This is a genomic window from Maritalea mobilis (genome assembly GCF_004363175.1).
Taxonomy (GTDB): domain Bacteria; phylum Pseudomonadota; class Alphaproteobacteria; order Rhizobiales; family Devosiaceae; genus Maritalea; species Maritalea mobilis.
Genome location: NZ_SNYR01000002.1, coordinates 99,450 through 114,818 on the forward strand (window position 1 = coordinate 99,450; position 15,369 = coordinate 114,818).

At 51.7% G+C, this 15,369-nt stretch carries 17 protein-coding genes; 4 read left to right on the forward strand and 13 right to left on the reverse strand.

Annotation, left to right across the window (positions count from 1 at the left end; translation table 11 throughout):
- Window positions 1-2: 2 nt before the first annotated feature.
- Together ATL17_RS08280 and ATL17_RS08285 are read right to left on the reverse strand one after the other, a co-directional pair.
- Window positions 3-455 (reverse strand): hypothetical protein, encoded by a 453-nt coding sequence (locus tag ATL17_RS08280; protein ID WP_133572343.1) that lies wholly within the window; start codon window positions 453-455, stop codon window positions 3-5.
- Window positions 452-808: a nuclear transport factor 2 family protein gene (locus ATL17_RS08285; protein WP_166638955.1), complete on the reverse strand. Its 357-nt coding sequence runs from the start codon at window positions 806-808 to the stop codon at window positions 452-454. Before ATL17_RS08285 ends, ATL17_RS08280 begins: the two co-directional genes overlap by 4 nt.
- Before the next feature lie 94 nt (window positions 809-902).
- Here ATL17_RS08285 and pdxR point away from each other — a divergent pair, with 94 nt between their 5' ends.
- Window positions 903-2,330, forward strand: coding sequence for a MocR-like pyridoxine biosynthesis transcription factor PdxR (pdxR, locus tag ATL17_RS08290; RefSeq protein ID WP_133572345.1), 1,428 nt, complete (start codon window positions 903-905; stop codon window positions 2,328-2,330).
- A gap of 18 nt (window positions 2,331-2,348) precedes the next feature.
- On the opposite strand, the gene ATL17_RS08295 is transcribed toward pdxR, so the two are convergent.
- Window positions 2,349-3,239: a LysR family transcriptional regulator gene (locus ATL17_RS08295; RefSeq protein ID WP_166638956.1), complete on the reverse strand. Its 891-nt coding sequence runs from the start codon at window positions 3,237-3,239 to the stop codon at window positions 2,349-2,351.
- Between the two features lie 92 nt (window positions 3,240-3,331).
- Between ATL17_RS08295 and ATL17_RS08300 the strand changes: the two genes are divergently transcribed.
- The gene (locus tag ATL17_RS08300; RefSeq protein ID WP_133572347.1) at window positions 3,332-4,246 is read left to right on the forward strand and encodes an SMP-30/gluconolactonase/LRE family protein; all 915 of its coding nucleotides are present in this window, start codon (window positions 3,332-3,334) and stop codon (window positions 4,244-4,246) included.
- Window positions 4,247-4,302: 56 nt separating this feature from the next.
- Here the strand turns inward: ATL17_RS08300 and ATL17_RS08305 are convergent, their stop codons facing one another.
- The 6 genes from ATL17_RS08305 to ATL17_RS08330 all read right to left on the reverse strand — a co-directional run bounded on the left by ATL17_RS08305 (window position 4,303) and on the right by ATL17_RS08330 (window position 9,267).
- Window positions 4,303-5,058: a TylF/MycF/NovP-related O-methyltransferase gene (locus ATL17_RS08305; RefSeq protein WP_133572348.1), complete on the reverse strand. Its 756-nt coding sequence runs from the start codon at window positions 5,056-5,058 to the stop codon at window positions 4,303-4,305.
- Window positions 5,055-5,852: a phytanoyl-CoA dioxygenase family protein gene (locus ATL17_RS08310; protein ID WP_133572349.1), complete on the reverse strand. Its 798-nt coding sequence runs from the start codon at window positions 5,850-5,852 to the stop codon at window positions 5,055-5,057. The genes ATL17_RS08305 and ATL17_RS08310 overlap by 4 nt, the downstream gene beginning before the upstream one ends.
- A gap of 205 nt (window positions 5,853-6,057) precedes the next feature.
- A complete protein-coding gene (gene guaA, locus ATL17_RS08315; RefSeq protein WP_133572350.1) occupies window positions 6,058-7,626 on the reverse strand; it encodes a glutamine-hydrolyzing GMP synthase in 1,569 nt (522 codons plus the stop codon).
- 91 nt (window positions 7,627-7,717) lie between these two features.
- Window positions 7,718-8,176: a DMT family transporter gene (locus ATL17_RS08320; RefSeq protein WP_133572351.1), complete on the reverse strand. Its 459-nt coding sequence runs from the start codon at window positions 8,174-8,176 to the stop codon at window positions 7,718-7,720.
- Window positions 8,176-8,709, reverse strand: coding sequence for a GNAT family N-acetyltransferase (locus tag ATL17_RS08325; protein WP_133572352.1), 534 nt, complete (start codon window positions 8,707-8,709; stop codon window positions 8,176-8,178). The genes ATL17_RS08320 and ATL17_RS08325 overlap by 1 nt, the downstream gene beginning before the upstream one ends.
- A gap of 6 nt (window positions 8,710-8,715) precedes the next feature.
- Window positions 8,716-9,267: a helix-turn-helix domain-containing protein gene (locus tag ATL17_RS08330; RefSeq protein ID WP_133572353.1), complete on the reverse strand. Its 552-nt coding sequence runs from the start codon at window positions 9,265-9,267 to the stop codon at window positions 8,716-8,718.
- Window positions 9,268-9,531: 264 nt separating this feature from the next.
- Between ATL17_RS08330 and ATL17_RS08335 the strand changes: the two genes are divergently transcribed.
- The gene (locus tag ATL17_RS08335) at window positions 9,532-10,887 is read left to right on the forward strand and encodes a DEAD/DEAH box helicase (protein WP_133572354.1); all 1,356 of its coding nucleotides are present in this window, start codon (window positions 9,532-9,534) and stop codon (window positions 10,885-10,887) included.
- 50 nt (window positions 10,888-10,937) lie between these two features.
- On the opposite strand, the gene ATL17_RS08340 is transcribed toward ATL17_RS08335, so the two are convergent.
- Window positions 10,938-11,354 (reverse strand): hypothetical protein, encoded by a 417-nt coding sequence (locus ATL17_RS08340; RefSeq protein WP_133572355.1) that lies wholly within the window; start codon window positions 11,352-11,354, stop codon window positions 10,938-10,940.
- A 378-nt stretch (window positions 11,355-11,732) separates the two neighbouring features.
- Between ATL17_RS08340 and ATL17_RS08345 the strand changes: the two genes are divergently transcribed.
- Window positions 11,733-12,134, forward strand: coding sequence for a VOC family protein (locus ATL17_RS08345; RefSeq protein ID WP_133572356.1), 402 nt, complete (start codon window positions 11,733-11,735; stop codon window positions 12,132-12,134).
- A 42-nt stretch (window positions 12,135-12,176) separates the two neighbouring features.
- Here the strand turns inward: ATL17_RS08345 and ATL17_RS08350 are convergent, their stop codons facing one another.
- The 3 genes from ATL17_RS08350 to ATL17_RS08360 all read right to left on the reverse strand — a co-directional run bounded on the left by ATL17_RS08350 (window position 12,177) and on the right by ATL17_RS08360 (window position 15,369).
- Window positions 12,177-12,557 carry a hypothetical protein gene (locus ATL17_RS08350; protein WP_133572357.1) on the reverse strand — a complete coding sequence of 127 codons (381 nt, stop codon included), beginning with the start codon at window positions 12,555-12,557 and terminating at the stop codon, window positions 12,177-12,179.
- A 46-nt stretch (window positions 12,558-12,603) separates the two neighbouring features.
- A complete protein-coding gene (locus ATL17_RS08355; RefSeq protein WP_133572358.1) occupies window positions 12,604-14,001 on the reverse strand; it encodes an HD-GYP domain-containing protein in 1,398 nt (465 codons plus the stop codon).
- A 72-nt stretch (window positions 14,002-14,073) separates the two neighbouring features.
- Window positions 14,074-15,369: an RsmB/NOP family class I SAM-dependent RNA methyltransferase gene (locus ATL17_RS08360; RefSeq protein ID WP_133572359.1), complete on the reverse strand. Its 1,296-nt coding sequence runs from the start codon at window positions 15,367-15,369 to the stop codon at window positions 14,074-14,076.

Below are 15,369 nucleotides of genomic sequence, written 5' to 3' on the forward strand. Positions count from 1 at the left end.
GCTCAATATTGTCCATCGGCTAAATGGTCCGCCAAATAGCCCTCTTTGCCCGCGCCGCCCATCATGTGTTTCACCCAGGCATTGCGCTCATGATGCACAATAACTTCCTCCCACACACACTCGATCATCGGCTCATCAACAGGCAGTAACTGGCCCGCCTCAAAGTGGGTCAACAGGCCCGCCACAATGTCGCCTTCGCGCCAGACGCGGGTGAGCACCCAATTGGCCGCCTCGCCAAAGTGCACCATCAAATAGCCAACGCACAAGTGTGGCATGTCCATAATTTGAGAGGTGCGCAGCGCTTCCATCGCCGCGCTGAAAATAGGATCGGTCGCCAGTGGCGTCCGGCTTTTGGCGCAAATAGAATAGGTTTTGAGCTCAAAGCCAAATTGTTGCACGCGGCCGCAATAAACATAGTCGCGGCCTTGATATGGGTCAGTTTTCATCGCGTTCATTTTTGGCGCACCTTTCTATAGGCATCTTTCAGGGTGATATAACCGCCTGCCAAGCGCAAGAGATCACATCCAAGTTCAGTGGTGCCATCAGGCAAATCATATTGCCACGTCCAAAAGACAGCATCCTCCATCATAATTGGCGCGCTTGTCTGGCTTTGTGCCCCAGCATCCTGGGCAAACATTGCGGCCACCAATTTCTTGATCGCCACGCGACCCACCGCTTTGTGCCCCGGCTCCGGCCCTATTGAGGCGAAATAAACACCATCCGGTGCAAACAAGTTCGCCACTTTCTTCGCATCCCTTTCGCTCCACGCTGTGCTGAAGCGATCCAGCAAAATTTGATTATCGTCCATCGGCATGCCCCCTTAGTTGGTGCGAGATTGCCTAGCAAAATATTGGATTATATAAATGATCCAATATCGGCATATCTGATTGGTCCAATTTTCAATGATTGACTTGCAGCTCGATCTCAGCAACCCCGGTGACGGGCAAAATTTATCCACTACACTTGCGCAGCAAATCCGGCGTGCCATTGAGCAAAAATCATTATTCCCGGGTGATCAATTGCCACCCAGCCGCCAGTTGGCAAACGAATTGGGCATCGCCCGCGGCACGGTCCAATTGGCTTATGAAATTTTGCTGGCAGAGGACATTTTGCACACCCGGGCGGGCGCAGGCACATTTGTGACAGCTATGCCCACCCGCCTTTCGGCCCATGAAAATAGCACATTAGAGGCAGGTTTTGCCTTCAATTTTGACGCCATTGCCGAACCTGACATTGATGAGGCACCGCACGCTAAGTTCAACTTTCTGCCTTGTCGGCCAGATGTCAGTCAATTGCCGTTGGCTCAATGGCGACATTGCCTCGCACAAGCCGCCCTTATGTCCCCGCAAGCGGATTATGGTGATCCACAAGGTTCGATTACATTGCGACATGAGATTGCCGCCTATCTGCGGCGCAATCGGCAATATGTGGTGAACCCAGATCACATCATCATCACTAGCGGCATCGCCCATGCCAGCAATTTGCTTGCGCCGCTTCTGCTGGCCAAAGGGCAAAGCATCGTGATGGAAAATCCATGCTATCCGCTGGCGCGGCAGATTTTCCAGCGAGGTGGGGCGAACATCATATCCTGCCCAACAGATCAGGATGGCATCGACATCGAAGCTTTACCTGAGGTGCAGAGCAATTTCGGCGCGATTTACGTGACGCCAGCACATCAGTTTCCCTTGGGCGGGCGATTATCCGCCCCGCGTCGCACCAAGCTTTTGGCCTTTGCCAAGCATCGTCGCGTGCCCATCTTGGAAGATGATTATGATGGCGAATTCCGGTATGACGTGCCGCCGCTACCCCCTCTGGCCGCGCACGCGCCGGAGATGGTCATTCATATGGGCACCTTCTCCAAATCCTTCTTCCCAGATTTGCGCCTTGGTTATCTGGTTGCCCCGCCAGAAATCATCGCCGCCCTCGCCAAAAGGCGGCAATTGCTGGATTATGCGCCCAGCATTGTGCTGCAAAACGCCATGGCACTGTTTATTCAAAATGGGCACTTTGAAAAACATCTGCGGAAAATGCGCAAAATCTATCGTCAGAAACGTCAGGCTTTGGCTGAGGCGCTACACGCCAACCGGATTCCCGGCCAATTAAGTGGCCTCAATTCCGGCTTACATGCTGTGCTTGCCCTACCCGACATTTACAATGCAGAGGAAATTTGTCTGCACGCCGGGGCCAGCAACATCGCGTTCAATTCATTGCGTCGATATGCCTTTGAGAACACAGACGTGCTCAATGGCCTGGTTATCGGCTACGCTGCACCGTCAATTGACAATATTCAAAAAGGCTGCGCCGTCTTGGCCGACTGTTTCAACAAGTAATTGAGCAACTAGCCCTCACTAGAACTTCGGACCAGCTATTGTCCCTTCAAATAGTGCTTTTTCCGCCAAAATCAGATTGGTGAGAAATTTGGCCACGGCCTGTAAGCGCGGCGTTTGCCGCATATTGGGGTTATAGAGCAGCCAGAGGTCCCGATCCTTTTCCGCCTTGAAGGGTGCAACACGTTGCAGCTTTGGATCATCGTCACCAATCCGGCAGGGCAATTGCGCAATGCCAAGCCCTGCCCGCGCCGCCTGGTGCAGTGCAATATTGGAGCTAACGCGTACCGAAGCTGTTGCTCGCGGATAATGCGTCGTCACCCATTTGGGCGTTTTTGGGTCGTTTGTGCGTCCAATCCAATGATCAATTTGGTCCGTCGCCGCGTCCCGCGCTTTGCAATATTCACGCGACGCATAAAGCGCCATGTGCCGTGCCACCAGCTTCCGGCCCACCAGCCCTTCCGCAGGTGCATTGGTTACCCGCAGTGCGATATCAGCATCATGATTGTGGATGCTCTTTACATCGTCGGCGCTGTCCAAGTTCACGCCTATATTCGGGTAATCAGCTTTGAACGCGTTCAGTTTTGGTAAGATGACCGCATGGATCAGATTTTCTGGCGCCGATAAAGTCACGACGCCCGATAGGCTTTCATCGTTCGCCCGCACCAGTTGGTCCGCATCTGCCAGCGCTTTTTGCATGGTGTGCGCAGCAGACACCATCACCAGCCCCGCTTCCGTCAGTTCATAGCCTTCAGGCTTGCGCTCAAACAATTGTGCGCCAATGCTTTCCTCCAACGCAGCCAGTCGACGGGAAACCGTAGCGTGGTTCACGTTCAGCCGCTTCGCTGCCCGCGAAATATTCTGCGCCTCAAACACCGCCAGCAAAAATCGATAGTCATCCCAATCATGCATGATAATTTCTGCACTCCATATGTGCATTTATTGCGAATTTACGCACAACTATAGAGTCCATATTTTTCCCCTTCAACATGAAAGGACAAATTATGAAATTACGAACAGGCGCCTACTCGGCCCTCTTGGCACTCAGCCTACTCGCCGCGCCAGCCATGGCTGCCGACCAAATTGTGCTGCCGGATGAAGCGCAATTCCCCGAAAGCATTGCGATCAGTGAAAATGGAGACATTTACACAGGCAGTGTCACCAAAGGCCATATTGTGCGCCTCCCAGCAGAGGGTGGCGAACCCGCAATCTTTGTTGAAGGCGGCACCAATGGCACCATCTCGATCGGCGGTTTGCTGCTCTCCCCGCAGGAAGATATGTTATATGCCTGCAGCTCTGATCTTGGGCTAAACCAATTTAGCGGCACGGCCGCGCCCGGTCTACTTTCCTTCGACATTGAAAGTGGCGACCTAACAGCGCGTTGGGATTTACCCGGCGGCGGTCTTTGCAACGATCTGGTGCAAGCAGCAGATGGCACCATCTATGTCACAGATTCATTCGTGCCACGCATTCTGGTCCTAAAGCCGGGCGCCGATGCATTCGAAACGTTGTTACAAGATGAAAGGTTCACCGGCGACGGCTTCAATTTGAGCGGCATCGCCCTGCTGGGCAACTCTTTAATCGTGGCCAAATTCAACAGCGGCCAGTTCTTTCGCATCAATCTAGATACTGCGCCAAACCTCACCGCCGAAGAAATCACCCTAGATCAACCCATCATCGCCCCCGATGGAATGCGCGCACTCAGCACCAACCAACTCATCGCCACAAGTGCCGCGGGCGCGTTGGCAAAACTTGAGATCGAGGGCAACAAGGCACAGGTGACAATGCTCGATCACCCCCTCAACGGTCCCACCTCACTGGCCCTGCACAAAGACAAAATCTATGCCACCGAAGGCCTGCTCGACAAGCTATCAGGCGAAAAACCGACACAATTTACAGTCGCCATCATCCCGCAATAAAACAAAACGGCGCATCAAATGATGCGCCGTTGATTTGATTTATGTGGCTAGTCGAGTTATTCGCCCCAAATTGCCCATGAGCAGAATGGCTGATGCGGATGTCTTCGCAGTTTCAGGTTTTCTAACCCAAACACCTCCGCAACCGCCGTAGTCTCCCCAGGAAAAGCAGTGCAATTCAACTCGTCAAAAACAAGCAGCGACCCTTTTACCAAGCGGTGTTTTATAGCATTCAGCGCATCTTTTGTGGGCTGATAGATATCCATATCAAAGATTGCCATGGCAATTACAGCATGTTCATTGCTTGCCAGCCACGGTGCAATCGTTTTGCTCACATCGCCTTTAACCAATTCATGCTTTTTGATATGCGGCAATGGCGAGTTCTCCTCATGCAACGCCAATAGTTCAGCAAGAATGGCTTCATAATCTTTGATCGTGGCGTAATCGCCATCTTCAAAAGTTTGCCCGTCTTTGTCTCCAGTGCCAGCAAACCCTTGAAATGTGTCAAACCCCACAATGGCGCGTGAATAATTGTAAGGTTCATACATACCGCGCAGGTTCATCAATGTCGTCAGGCTTCCGCCCCATTGCACGCCGAACTCGCATATAATGCCGGGCACTTGTATAATCTGCTGATAAAGATGGTCCAAATAAAGAAGACGCGAAAGGGCTATCCGATCTCGAAAGATGTTACTGTGCAAGCTCCAATGACTGCCCATTTGCGGACAAAGTTGTGTTTGCAGTTCTAACAGGCGGGCAGCCCGATCAACTTCATCTAGCGCCTTGTTTATGGCTTCACCCTTTGTCGTTTTCATACTTTGCTTTCTGGATGTTTGAACCCCGGATAATCACAATAAAAAATGTTGGTTCGATCGCCCATCGGAAAACGAGATTTTTGAAACCAATCGCAACTTAAATCCGAAACCCGAATTTGTGCTGTCCAGCGGGGTTTGTCAGAATAGTTGGGCAAGCTACGGTGCAGCGCCATTTGATTAAAAATCACCAAATCCCCTCTATTTGCGGTAACAATTTCCGTCGGAAAATTAACATCATAATCCAACGACAGATCTCGCTGCAAAAACGGAACATAGGGCTCAATCGGCTTATCTGAAATGCGTTTGTAGGGGAAAATACCTTTCTTGTGGCTACCGATCGCTACTTCAATGGTTCCATGATGCTCATCAACGCGACCAAATGGCACCCACACGGTCACTGCATTGAGTGAACCCAACAGATACAATGTATCTTGATGCCAATCGAACAGGTGATCTGGCTGGTGTGGCGGATCAAATCGCATATTGTCACACCCCATCAGCGAGCAACGCCGAAGGCCGAGTTGCTGAAGCATTTCTATCAGCGGTTTTGCGCTGCTCAGACGCGGCAACCCAACCAGATATTTCAGTCGATCATAGATGAGTGACTGAACTTCACGGGTGATAAGGGCGGCATCATAATGATCGAAGCTGAAATCAGGGCCGCACAATTCTTTTCCAAATGCGTCGACTTCAAATTCGATCTCTTCCAAAATTGAGGACTGTCGAAAAAAGTCAGGAACAATGGTGAACCCTTTGTCAGTCAACTCTGCAGCATGATCATCTACAGTTCGCATTTTTTCTCCCCACTACTTCAATCCCCATAATGAACGAGCAAACACTGAAGTCCACCACCAATTCGCATTTAGCCACACGAACAAACAAAAACGGCACATCAATCGATGCGCCGTTGAATTGATTTATCTGGCCCTCCGCCGCGCTGCGCTGGCTTCGGGCGTTCGCCGGGAAAACAGGACATTTAGACCTGTTTTCTAATCCGGCTCACTCCCATTCAATCGTCCCTGGCGGCTTTGAGGTCACGTCATAGACGACGCGGTTGATGCCTTTGACTTCGTTGATGATCCGTGTGGCGGTGCGGCCTAGGAATTCCATATCGTAATGATAGAAATCGGCGGTCATACCATCGACGGAGGTGACGGCGCGGAGTGCGCACACAAATTCGTAGGTGCGGCCATCGCCCATCACGCCAACGGTTTGCACGGGCAGCAGCACAGCAAAGGCCTGCCAGATTTTGTCATATTGGCCAGACTTGCGGATCTCATCGAGATAGATCGCATCTGCCTTGCGCAAAATGTCTGCTTTTTCTTTGTTGATGCCGCCTGGGCAGCGGATGGCCAAGCCGGGTCCGGGGAACGGATGGCGGCCCACAAAGCTGTCAGGCAAGCCAAGCTCACGGCCCAGATCGCGCACTTCGTCTTTAAACAATTCGCGCAATGGCTCAACGAGCTTCAAGTTCATCTTTTCCGGCAAGCCGCCCACATTGTGGTGCGATTTGATGGTTACGGATGGACCGCCGGTGAAGCTTACACTTTCGATCACGTCAGGATAAAGCGTGCCCTGCGCCAAGAACTCTGCACCGCCCACTTTTTTCGCTTCTTCTTCAAAGGTTTCGATGAACAAGCGGCCAATGATCTTGCGTTTTTCTTCCGGGTCAGACTTGCCGTCCAGCTCGCCCATGAAGGTGTCTTCGGCATCCACATGCACCAGCGGGATATTGTAATGATCACGGAATAAGGTCACCACCTCTTCCGCTTCATTCATCCGCATAAGGCCGTGGTCTACGAAGATACAAGTGAGTTGATCACCAATGGCTTCGTGGATCAACACAGCAGCCACTGACGAGTCCACACCGCCGGACAAGCCACAAATTACCTTGGCATCGCCCACTTGCTCGCGAATACGCTCAATGGCCATTTCGCGATAGGCTGCCATGGTCCATGAATTATCGCAGCCACAGATTTTGTGCACGAAATTCGAAATCAGTTTCGCGCCGTCTGGCGTGTGCACCACTTCCGGGTGGAACTGCACTGCGAAGCGCTTTTTCGCTTCGTGTGCGATCAAGGCAAATGGCGCACCGGGCGACTTGCCTTTCACCACAAATCCTTCAGGAATATCCACCACGCGGTCGCCATGGCTCATCCAAACAGGATATTTCTGACCGACTTCCCAAACACCTTCGAACAGCGGGCATGGCGCGGTGATTTCCACATCTGCGCGGCCAAATTCGCGGTGATCGCCGCCTTCAACTTTGCCGCCGAGGGCCATACACATGGCTTGCTGGCCATAGCAAATGCCAAACACGGGCACATCCAGCGCCCAAATGTCGGGGTGAATATCTGGCGCCATTTCGTCGGTCACGCTTGCCGGGCCACCGGAAAGGATCACGCCTTTGGGCTTGAGGGTTTCAAGCTTGTCGCCAAGATTGTTGAAGGGATGAACTTCGCAATAAACGCCCGCCTCGCGTACGCGACGTGCAATAAGCTGGGTCACTTGTGAACCGTAGTCCACAATGAGGATATTTTGGGTGGTGTCGTGAGTAAGGTCTGTCATGGCGACGCTTTACCCCCAATTGTGAGATTCCGCAACCGGGATTCGCGCCGAAATCAGCAAAAAGTGTGCGCTTTTGACGGATTTGATTGTTTTATCGCGTGATCACCAACAACGCGCCAAGAAAGACCATCCCTGCCCCCGCAATTGCCTGCATGTTGAGCGGACGCATTTTCAGCTCAAACAGCCCGAAATGATCGTAAAACAGGCTGGCGAGGATTTGCCCCACAATCACAAGCAGAATAAACGGCGCGACGCCCAATCGTGGCACAGCGAAGATAGAAACGAGCACTTGATAAACACCGATCAGTGCGCCCAGCCATACCCAGGCTGGCATGGATTGAAACGTGCCGCTATTGGGCCAGCGCACGCCCGTTAGAATGGCAACCAAACTTATGGCAAAGGTGGCGATGATGAACGCCACCAGTGTTGCGGTAATGGGGTTGCCAAAGCCGATAGCCATGCGGGCATAGATGGGGCCTTGCGCCGCGATCAACGCGCCGCCGAAAACAGCCGCAACCATCAGTGTGCCAACTGCCCAAGCTGTCGGCATTATGCCCGCGCCTCATCTATCGTTTTGTACATATAGGTAGTGGCGTGGAAATTCTCGTCGGTGGCGTTTTTGCCGTAATTTGGGATGATCCCGGCCACCATATAGCCCATGCGATGATAGAACGGCTCAGCCCCGCCGCCCGTGCGTGTATCCAGTGTAATCTGCCAGCGGTGATGGCCCCTTGCCTCTTCTTCCAGCTGCTCGATCAGTTGGTTGGCAATGCCTTTGCGGCGATGATCAGGGTGCACCATCATTTTCGAAACTTCACCACGATGGGGCTGATTGTCGGGCATGGCCAAAATCAATTGTGCTGTACCCACGGCTTTGCCGTCCTCCACAGCCAAAAACAGCGCGCGTCCCCCGCTCTCAATTTCTGGTCGGATATTTTGCCGCCAAAACTGGCTGGCGCGGTCAGCGCTCAAAGGTGCGATAAAGCCGACAGCCGCACCATTATTGACAGTGAGCTGCAAAATCTCCACCAGCTCATCAAAGTGCTGATCAAATTGGTCCAATGTAGCGCGAAAAACCTGCATATATCCTCACACAAGCATGATGAGATAGTCCGCTCCGTTATCGGGCGGGGTGATAAATTCGGAACTGGCGAAAAGCTGGTAGCGCAGGCAGTCCCCTGCTTTCAGGCTGTAATGCTGGTCATCAATGCGGATAAACAGTGCGCCGCTCAACATCACCAAATGGTGCTCCAGCCCGGCCAGAGATGGCTGGTCATAGCTGATGGTCTTGCCCGGTTCCAACTGGCCACGGATGATTTCGCCCTTTAGCTTGGCGGCGGGTGGCGAAACTTTGGTGCGGGTAAACCCGGTTTTGGCATCGTGCCAAACCTCTTGGTCGGCCTTGTGCACCAACGGCACAAATTCGTCTTCCACCATCGCCATCAGGCGCGACATGGGCAAGCCATAAACAGCGCACAATTTGCCCAACACTTCGGCGGTTGGGCTCACCTCTGCCTTTTCCAAGCGCGACAAGGTCGCCCGGCTTACGCCAGATTGGGTGGCCAATTGATCCAGCGTCAGCTCGGCATCCTGCCGCAATCGCTTAAGTCGTTCCGCCAATTGTGAGGTAAACTGATCCATCGCACTTCTCTATTTTTCTCTAAAATGAGATATTTTCTCATATTTGACAATAGAAAATTTAACGATGAATGGGTGCTATGTGCGCGGCGCATGGCGAATTCACTTGACTTTAAGGCTGCATAATGTTGTTTGGCCCATGATTTGGACCGGCCCGAAATAATTTTTGGCCACGCGCTATCAGAATGACATCCCTGTCATAAGCCGAGCAAAGTTAATTCATAACGAGACTCGGATGCTGCCGGCGCCAACAAGAAAGATATTCCATTGAGTTTTGAACTATTCGGCTTAGCGAAGCCGATTCTCTCTGTTTTGCCTAAACTTGGGTTGAACGAGCCCACCCCTATTCAATCAAAAGCCATTCCGGCGATTTTGGATGGGCGTGACATTGTGGGCCTTGCCCAAACAGGCACAGGCAAAACAGCCGCCTTCTCTTTGCCGCTTGTGCAAAAGCTGCAAGCGCAAGGCACCGCCCAAAAAGGCAAACGCCTTCGCGGTTTGATTTTGTCGCCAACCCGTGAGTTGGCTGCCCAGATTCATGAATCTGTACGCAACTATTCTGCCCGCACCAATTTGCGCATTGCGACCATTGTTGGTGGCGTGTCCTATCGGGTGCAAAAAAATCAATTGCAACAGGGCGTCGATATTTTGATCGCCACGCCTGGTCGTTTGCAAGATATGCTCAAGCAAAACGCGTTGACGCTGGATCATGTGCAAATGGTTGTGCTGGATGAAGCTGACCAGATGCTCGACATCGGCTTTTTGCCTGCCATCAAAGAGATTTTGGAGCTGACACCAGTTGAGCGTCAAACACTCCTTTTCTCTGCGACAATGCCAAAAGAAATTCGCAAGTTGAGCAATTCACATTTGCATCAGCCGCTTGAAATTTCTGTGCCGTCAAACAAGCCAACTGCTGACAAAATTGAGCAGATGGTTATTGCGTTGGAAAAAGCTGATAAGATTGAAGCCATTTCTGATGTGCTTTTGGCGCATGAAGATAAAGCAGCCATCGTGTTCACCCGCACCAAACGCGGCGCAGACAAAGTGACCAAACGCTTGGGCGTTTCCGGCATCAATGCCGCTGCAATTCACGGCGACAAGTCGCACAACCAGCGCGAGCGTGCATTGAAGCAATTCCGCAAAGGCAGCTGCAAAGTACTTGTGGCCACTGATATTGCCGCACGCGGCATTGACGTGCCGGGCGTTGGCTTGGTGGTCAATTATGAATTGCCAGAAGTGGCTGAAAGCTACGTGCACCGCATTGGCCGTACGGCACGTGCTGGCGCATCAGGTTTGGCAATTTCATTCTGCGAACCAGAAGAACGCGCACATTTGGGTCTCATCCAGCGCTTGATCAAGTTGGAAATCCCAGCGCAGACTATGGATGGTGAAGAAGTTGAGATTGAAATCCCAGCTGGCCCTCCACCAAAGCGCAATCAGCGCCGTGGTCGCGGTGGCCCTCCACGTGGTGGTCGCAAGCGTAATGGCGGCGGCGGTCGTGAAGGTCAGAACAAAAATTCTGCACCTAAAAACGGTCCACGCAAAGGCGGCAAGCCTAATCAGGGCAAAGGTGGCCCAGGCGGCAAGCCCCGCAATCGTCGCCCTCGCCGCGACGCAGCGTAATAAAGCTGACCGTATGACTGATAAAAGCCGCTGATTTTCAGCGGCTTTTTTTATGCACCAGTGCCACTTCTCTTTGATCGTCTATATTGGGCTAAAATGATCCAAGTTGATGCGGCCGGTAGTATTAAATACATCGCAATAGGCAGCCCTAGGCTCATAAAGGCTATGATAAGAATGACGTTCACGACTCCAACTGCAACCGCATGCTTCCCCAACGAAACCTCCGCCATTGCCTGCCTCATATCTTTCGTTTCTGTAGGGATACCGTACGCGGCGAAGAGCAAGGGACCAGACATGATGTATAGCATCGCTAAAATACCAAAGATAACTAGGAAAGTTTGTGCGTTGTAATTGTGGCGTGGTGCTAAAACAGCGATGCCACCAAACAAAATTATCGCAAAAGCTAGGCGTTTCATCTGACGAGCAGAAGAAAAATGGGCCCAAAACAGCTTGGCAAAATGTTTCATCTTAAAAACCACGTTAAATAAAGTGATTACTCTATGAACTGCGTTGACGCTTTGCAAGCTAATCGGTCCGGAAATTACTCACAATTGCTCACGACCTAGGGCCGGAATGGTGGCGGTGGTCACGACGGGCAGAAAAAAAATTCTGCACCGAAAAACGGCTCTCTCAAGGGCGGCAAACCACATCGCCATGCAGCTTAATCAAGCCTGCAAAACCGAGAAATATTGAGCCGCTGGATTTTCCAGCGTTTTTTTGACTGATATGAGTTTCGATCAGAAGTAATGTTCACTGGGCAATTGCCTGCTCCTTTTGAATCAAGATACCTTTGTCTGGGCATAACTGGTTTATGTCTTCAGATTTCTCGGCGAAAGGCGTATATCGTGATTGGCTATACCATGGTGGGCACGAATGATCTCAAACGTGCACAGGATTTCTACAATCCACTTTTCGACATGATGGGATTGTCGCCTTGTTACCAAGATGAACAGGTTGCCTCGTGGGGCGACCGTGATGATGAGACAGTGCCGCGCTTTTTCTCCTGCTATCCATTTGATGGAAATCCCGCAAGTGTGGGGAATGGTGCAATGACTACGTTCAGAGTGCGAACGGCAACATTGGTCGATGCGCTTTATGAAAAGGCACTCGCGAATGGTGGACGAGACGAAGGCATTCCGGGCTACCGTCCTGAACGATATGGCGATAAGTTCTACGTTGCCTATATTCGCGACCCAGATGGAAATAAGCTGGCCTTCGCTTGCTATGACGGCCCATCAAATCCCTGATGTTCATTGCATTGACCGATGGGACTTACTTTAAACGCGCGACTATCTCAACCGCAGATAGGAACGGCATTTAGAGAGCAGCTTTAGCATCACAAAGAATAAGATGTAGGAGCTAATGACTACGGCCATAAACTTCCTCGCATCGGCCCCAGGCCAAAGATAGATCATCACTGCACCATGCCCTATCAATGCCGCGATGAGTGCAAATTTGTAACCACGAAAAACCGAAATAAATAGGCTGAGCGTAGAGACCACGACCAAGAATTGGGTAGCGTAGTGAAGCGTTATGCCAAAGCCCACGCCTCGCGACTTGCCAAAAAATTGTAAAATTGATGCGATGATTTGAGACAATAGCAGCCAATCTATGGCCGTTATCAACGCAATCAAAAGCGCGCTGAGCAGAATATTTTTCGACGTTTCCATAAGCGCTATTTTTAAATTCCTTACGAAAACGTCGAGTATCTAGCTGCTAAACGGCAACTTTAAGTTCGCCTGCATGATTATCAAGCGTTGGCAGTTGGTCAAATTTGGCAATGGCGGCGCATAGGGCGGTGAAACAATTGCGGTCGATGGCTTCATCTACCATTTCGCGCATAATGCCGAGCGCTTTCTCAACGGGCATGGCCGCACGGTATGGCCGATCAGCAGTTAGTGCGTCGAAGATATCGGCTACGGTCACAATACGCGTGTCCATATCGATTTCATCGCCTTTCAGGCCATAGGGATAGCCCTTGCCATCCAAGCGTTCATGGTGACCACCCGCGACAGGTGCAATGTCGCCAAAGGCGCAAATATTGTCCAAAATCTCTTTTGAAAAGACGGGGTGCTTTTTGATCTCGGCAAATTCATTGTCGTCCAACCGGCCCGGTTTATCCAATACGGAGTTGGACACACCCAATTTGCCAATATCGTGCAGCAAAGCCGCACGGCGCAGCCAGCGGCGTCTTTCTTCTGCATAGCCCATTTGCTCGGCAATCAGATCAGCGAAAAGGGTCACCCGTTCTGAATGGCCCGCCGTGAACGGGCTTTTGCTGTCCACCACTTGCGCAAACGCTTGAGCGATATCGTCCAGATAATCCTCATCTGCAATACGTGCGCTTTGGCCGGGCTCAAATTCATAAATATGTTTGGAAAGATCGGCACGCGACAGCATGGTCCAAAAATGCTCGTCTTTTTCCAGCGTCAGAAAGGCTTCCACCACTTTGGGGTTAAACCATGTGCCGGCGCGGCTACCCACGGCAGTGATCGCTTGTTCGCGTCCATCATTCATGAAGAACACGTCAGCCACTTGCCCCAGCAGCGCAATTTGGGAATAGAGCGGAATTTCCAACCCTTGCAAACGGTCGGGTTGGCCTGTGCCATCCCAATGTTCATCAAGGCTCATAATGCCTTGTTGCACCGCGTCGTTAAAATGCATTTGCCGTGCAATCTCAGCGCCACGTTGGCAACGGGTCTCGATCAGTTCTTTTGAGATTTGTCCGCCATGGCGCAGCGTTTTCACGATAGAGCGAAACTTGTCGGCCATGTTGGCTTTGACGCCAGATTGGGTGATCACAAAATTCAGCACTTGCGGCAGGCTGCCATCCACCTTTTTGAACTCATTCTTAAAGGTTAGATCGCAAGTGATATAATGGGCGCAGATGCGCGCCGCATTGCTGGAACAACCCAAATCTTTGAGCAAAATCGTGTAATAAAGGTCAGACAATTGGCCCTGTGTCAGGCCCATTTTTTTCCCAACATTCAGCCCGATCCAACAGGCCCGCACACAATGACCAACCGGTTGCCCTTCGGTCATATCCAGCGCATGGCTCAACGCAGCCAGCAATTCAGCCAAACGGATATGTTGATGCGCGGTGCCCGATGCCATTTTCGCCTCTAAAACTTGTTTCAAAACAAGATATCAAGGGCCGCTAAATTTTTCGCTAATATGCGAAAAGAATTATGCGTTGCGCTGCATCACCGCGAAATAAAAACCGTCTGTGTTGGTTGACGCTGGTGTCAAGGTGATTGATTTGAGGTCGGACGACCAAGGTTGGTTTTTATCAAACCCAAACAAATCCTGCCAAACCTCGCCTGCGGACACCAATTCAAAGCTCGGATTTTCATCCAAAAAGGCATAGATTTGCCCTTCATTTTCCTCAGGGAAAACAGAACAGGTGATGTAAACCAAAAAGCCGCCAACTTTGACGAAAGCGATGGCTTGAGACAGCACTTCTTCTTGCTCGCGCAGGCGCACATCTAGCTGGTCACGGCTTAAACGCCATTTGGCATCTGGCCGCCGCCGCCACGTGCCAGATCCGGTGCACGGCGCATCCACAACCACTTTGTCCATGCTGTCGAGTAGGTCATCTAGCGAGCCGTCATCCGGCTGGCGCACTTGGATATTGTGGGCACCTGCCCGTTTGATCCGTTCAAAAATGGCAGACAGGCGACCGCGATCGCTATCATAGGCAAAAATCTGGCCTTTATTTTCCATGGCGGCCGCCATGGCGAGGCTTTTACCGCCTGCCCCGGCGCAAAGGTCCAGCACTTTTTCACCTGGCCGGGCATAGATCAGGTCAGCCACGATCTGGCTGCCCTCGTCTTGCACTTCATACCAGCCTTTTTGGTAGCCCTCTTCCGCCTGCACATTGGGTGTGCGGGCGTCAGTTGTGCCAGCCTTCATGCGCACGCCGTTCAGCGCAATTTCGCTCTTAACAGGCTTTACGCGTTTAAGTGCTTTGAGCACCTTGTCGCGATTTGCTTTGAGTGTGTTGACGCGCAAATCAACTGGCGGGCGCGTGGCCAGCGCCTGGCCCTCGGCCACCCACTCCTCATCGAAATTGCGTTCGAATGAGTTTTGGCACCATTCAGGAATATCCGCCTGCACATGCAGTGGCGCGTCGGCCAGCGGGTTATCGCGTTTAAAGGCTTCGATTTCTTTTTCGTTGAGTGGTTCCGGCGCAAAGCGATCACCCTCAAACATTTCATTGAGGCTTTCGGGCGTTTCGCCCCAATCGCGGATCAATGTTGCCAGCGCCAAATGCCGCCCTGTGTCGCCGCCAGCGATATGGGCATTGCTCAATTTCTTGCGCAATGCGTCATAAACAATATTGCCGATAGCCGCGCGGTCGCCCGATCCAGCAAAGCGATGCGACAAGCCCCAATCTTTCAGTGCATCGGCAACGGGCCGCTTGCGCTTTTCAATATCATCGAGAACTTCAATCGCTGCACTTATTCTGCCGGGTAACCGCAT

Bases quoted from the DNA above. Each gene is read 5' to 3' on its own strand.
- ATL17_RS08280 (WP_133572343.1), bottom strand. From the start codon at position 455: ATGAACGCGATGAAAACTGACCCATATCAAGGCCGCGACTATGTTTAT.
- ATL17_RS08285 (WP_166638955.1), bottom strand. From the start codon at position 808: ATGGACGATAATCAAATTTTGCTGGATCGCTTCAGCACAGCGTGGAGC.
- pdxR (WP_133572345.1), top strand. From the start codon at position 903: ATGATTGACTTGCAGCTCGATCTCAGCAACCCCGGTGACGGGCAAAAT.
- ATL17_RS08295 (WP_166638956.1), bottom strand. From the start codon at position 3,239: ATGCATGATTGGGATGACTATCGATTTTTGCTGGCGGTGTTTGAGGCG.
- ATL17_RS08300 (WP_133572347.1), top strand. From the start codon at position 3,332: ATGAAATTACGAACAGGCGCCTACTCGGCCCTCTTGGCACTCAGCCTA.
- ATL17_RS08305 (WP_133572348.1), bottom strand. From the start codon at position 5,058: ATGAAAACGACAAAGGGTGAAGCCATAAACAAGGCGCTAGATGAAGTT.
- ATL17_RS08310 (WP_133572349.1), bottom strand. From the start codon at position 5,852: ATGCGAACTGTAGATGATCATGCTGCAGAGTTGACTGACAAAGGGTTC.
- guaA (WP_133572350.1), bottom strand. From the start codon at position 7,626: ATGACAGACCTTACTCACGACACCACCCAAAATATCCTCATTGTGGAC.
- ATL17_RS08320 (WP_133572351.1), bottom strand. From the start codon at position 8,176: ATGCCGACAGCTTGGGCAGTTGGCACACTGATGGTTGCGGCTGTTTTC.
- ATL17_RS08325 (WP_133572352.1), bottom strand. From the start codon at position 8,709: ATGCAGGTTTTTCGCGCTACATTGGACCAATTTGATCAGCACTTTGAT.
- ATL17_RS08330 (WP_133572353.1), bottom strand. From the start codon at position 9,267: ATGGATCAGTTTACCTCACAATTGGCGGAACGACTTAAGCGATTGCGG.
- ATL17_RS08340 (WP_133572355.1), bottom strand. From the start codon at position 11,354: ATGAAACATTTTGCCAAGCTGTTTTGGGCCCATTTTTCTTCTGCTCGT.
- ATL17_RS08350 (WP_133572357.1), bottom strand. From the start codon at position 12,557: ATGGAAACGTCGAAAAATATTCTGCTCAGCGCGCTTTTGATTGCGTTG.
- ATL17_RS08355 (WP_133572358.1), bottom strand. From the start codon at position 14,001: ATGGCATCGGGCACCGCGCATCAACATATCCGTTTGGCTGAATTGCTG.
- ATL17_RS08360 (WP_133572359.1), bottom strand. From the start codon at position 15,369: ATGCGGTTACCCGGCAGAATAAGTGCAGCGATTGAAGTTCTCGATGAT.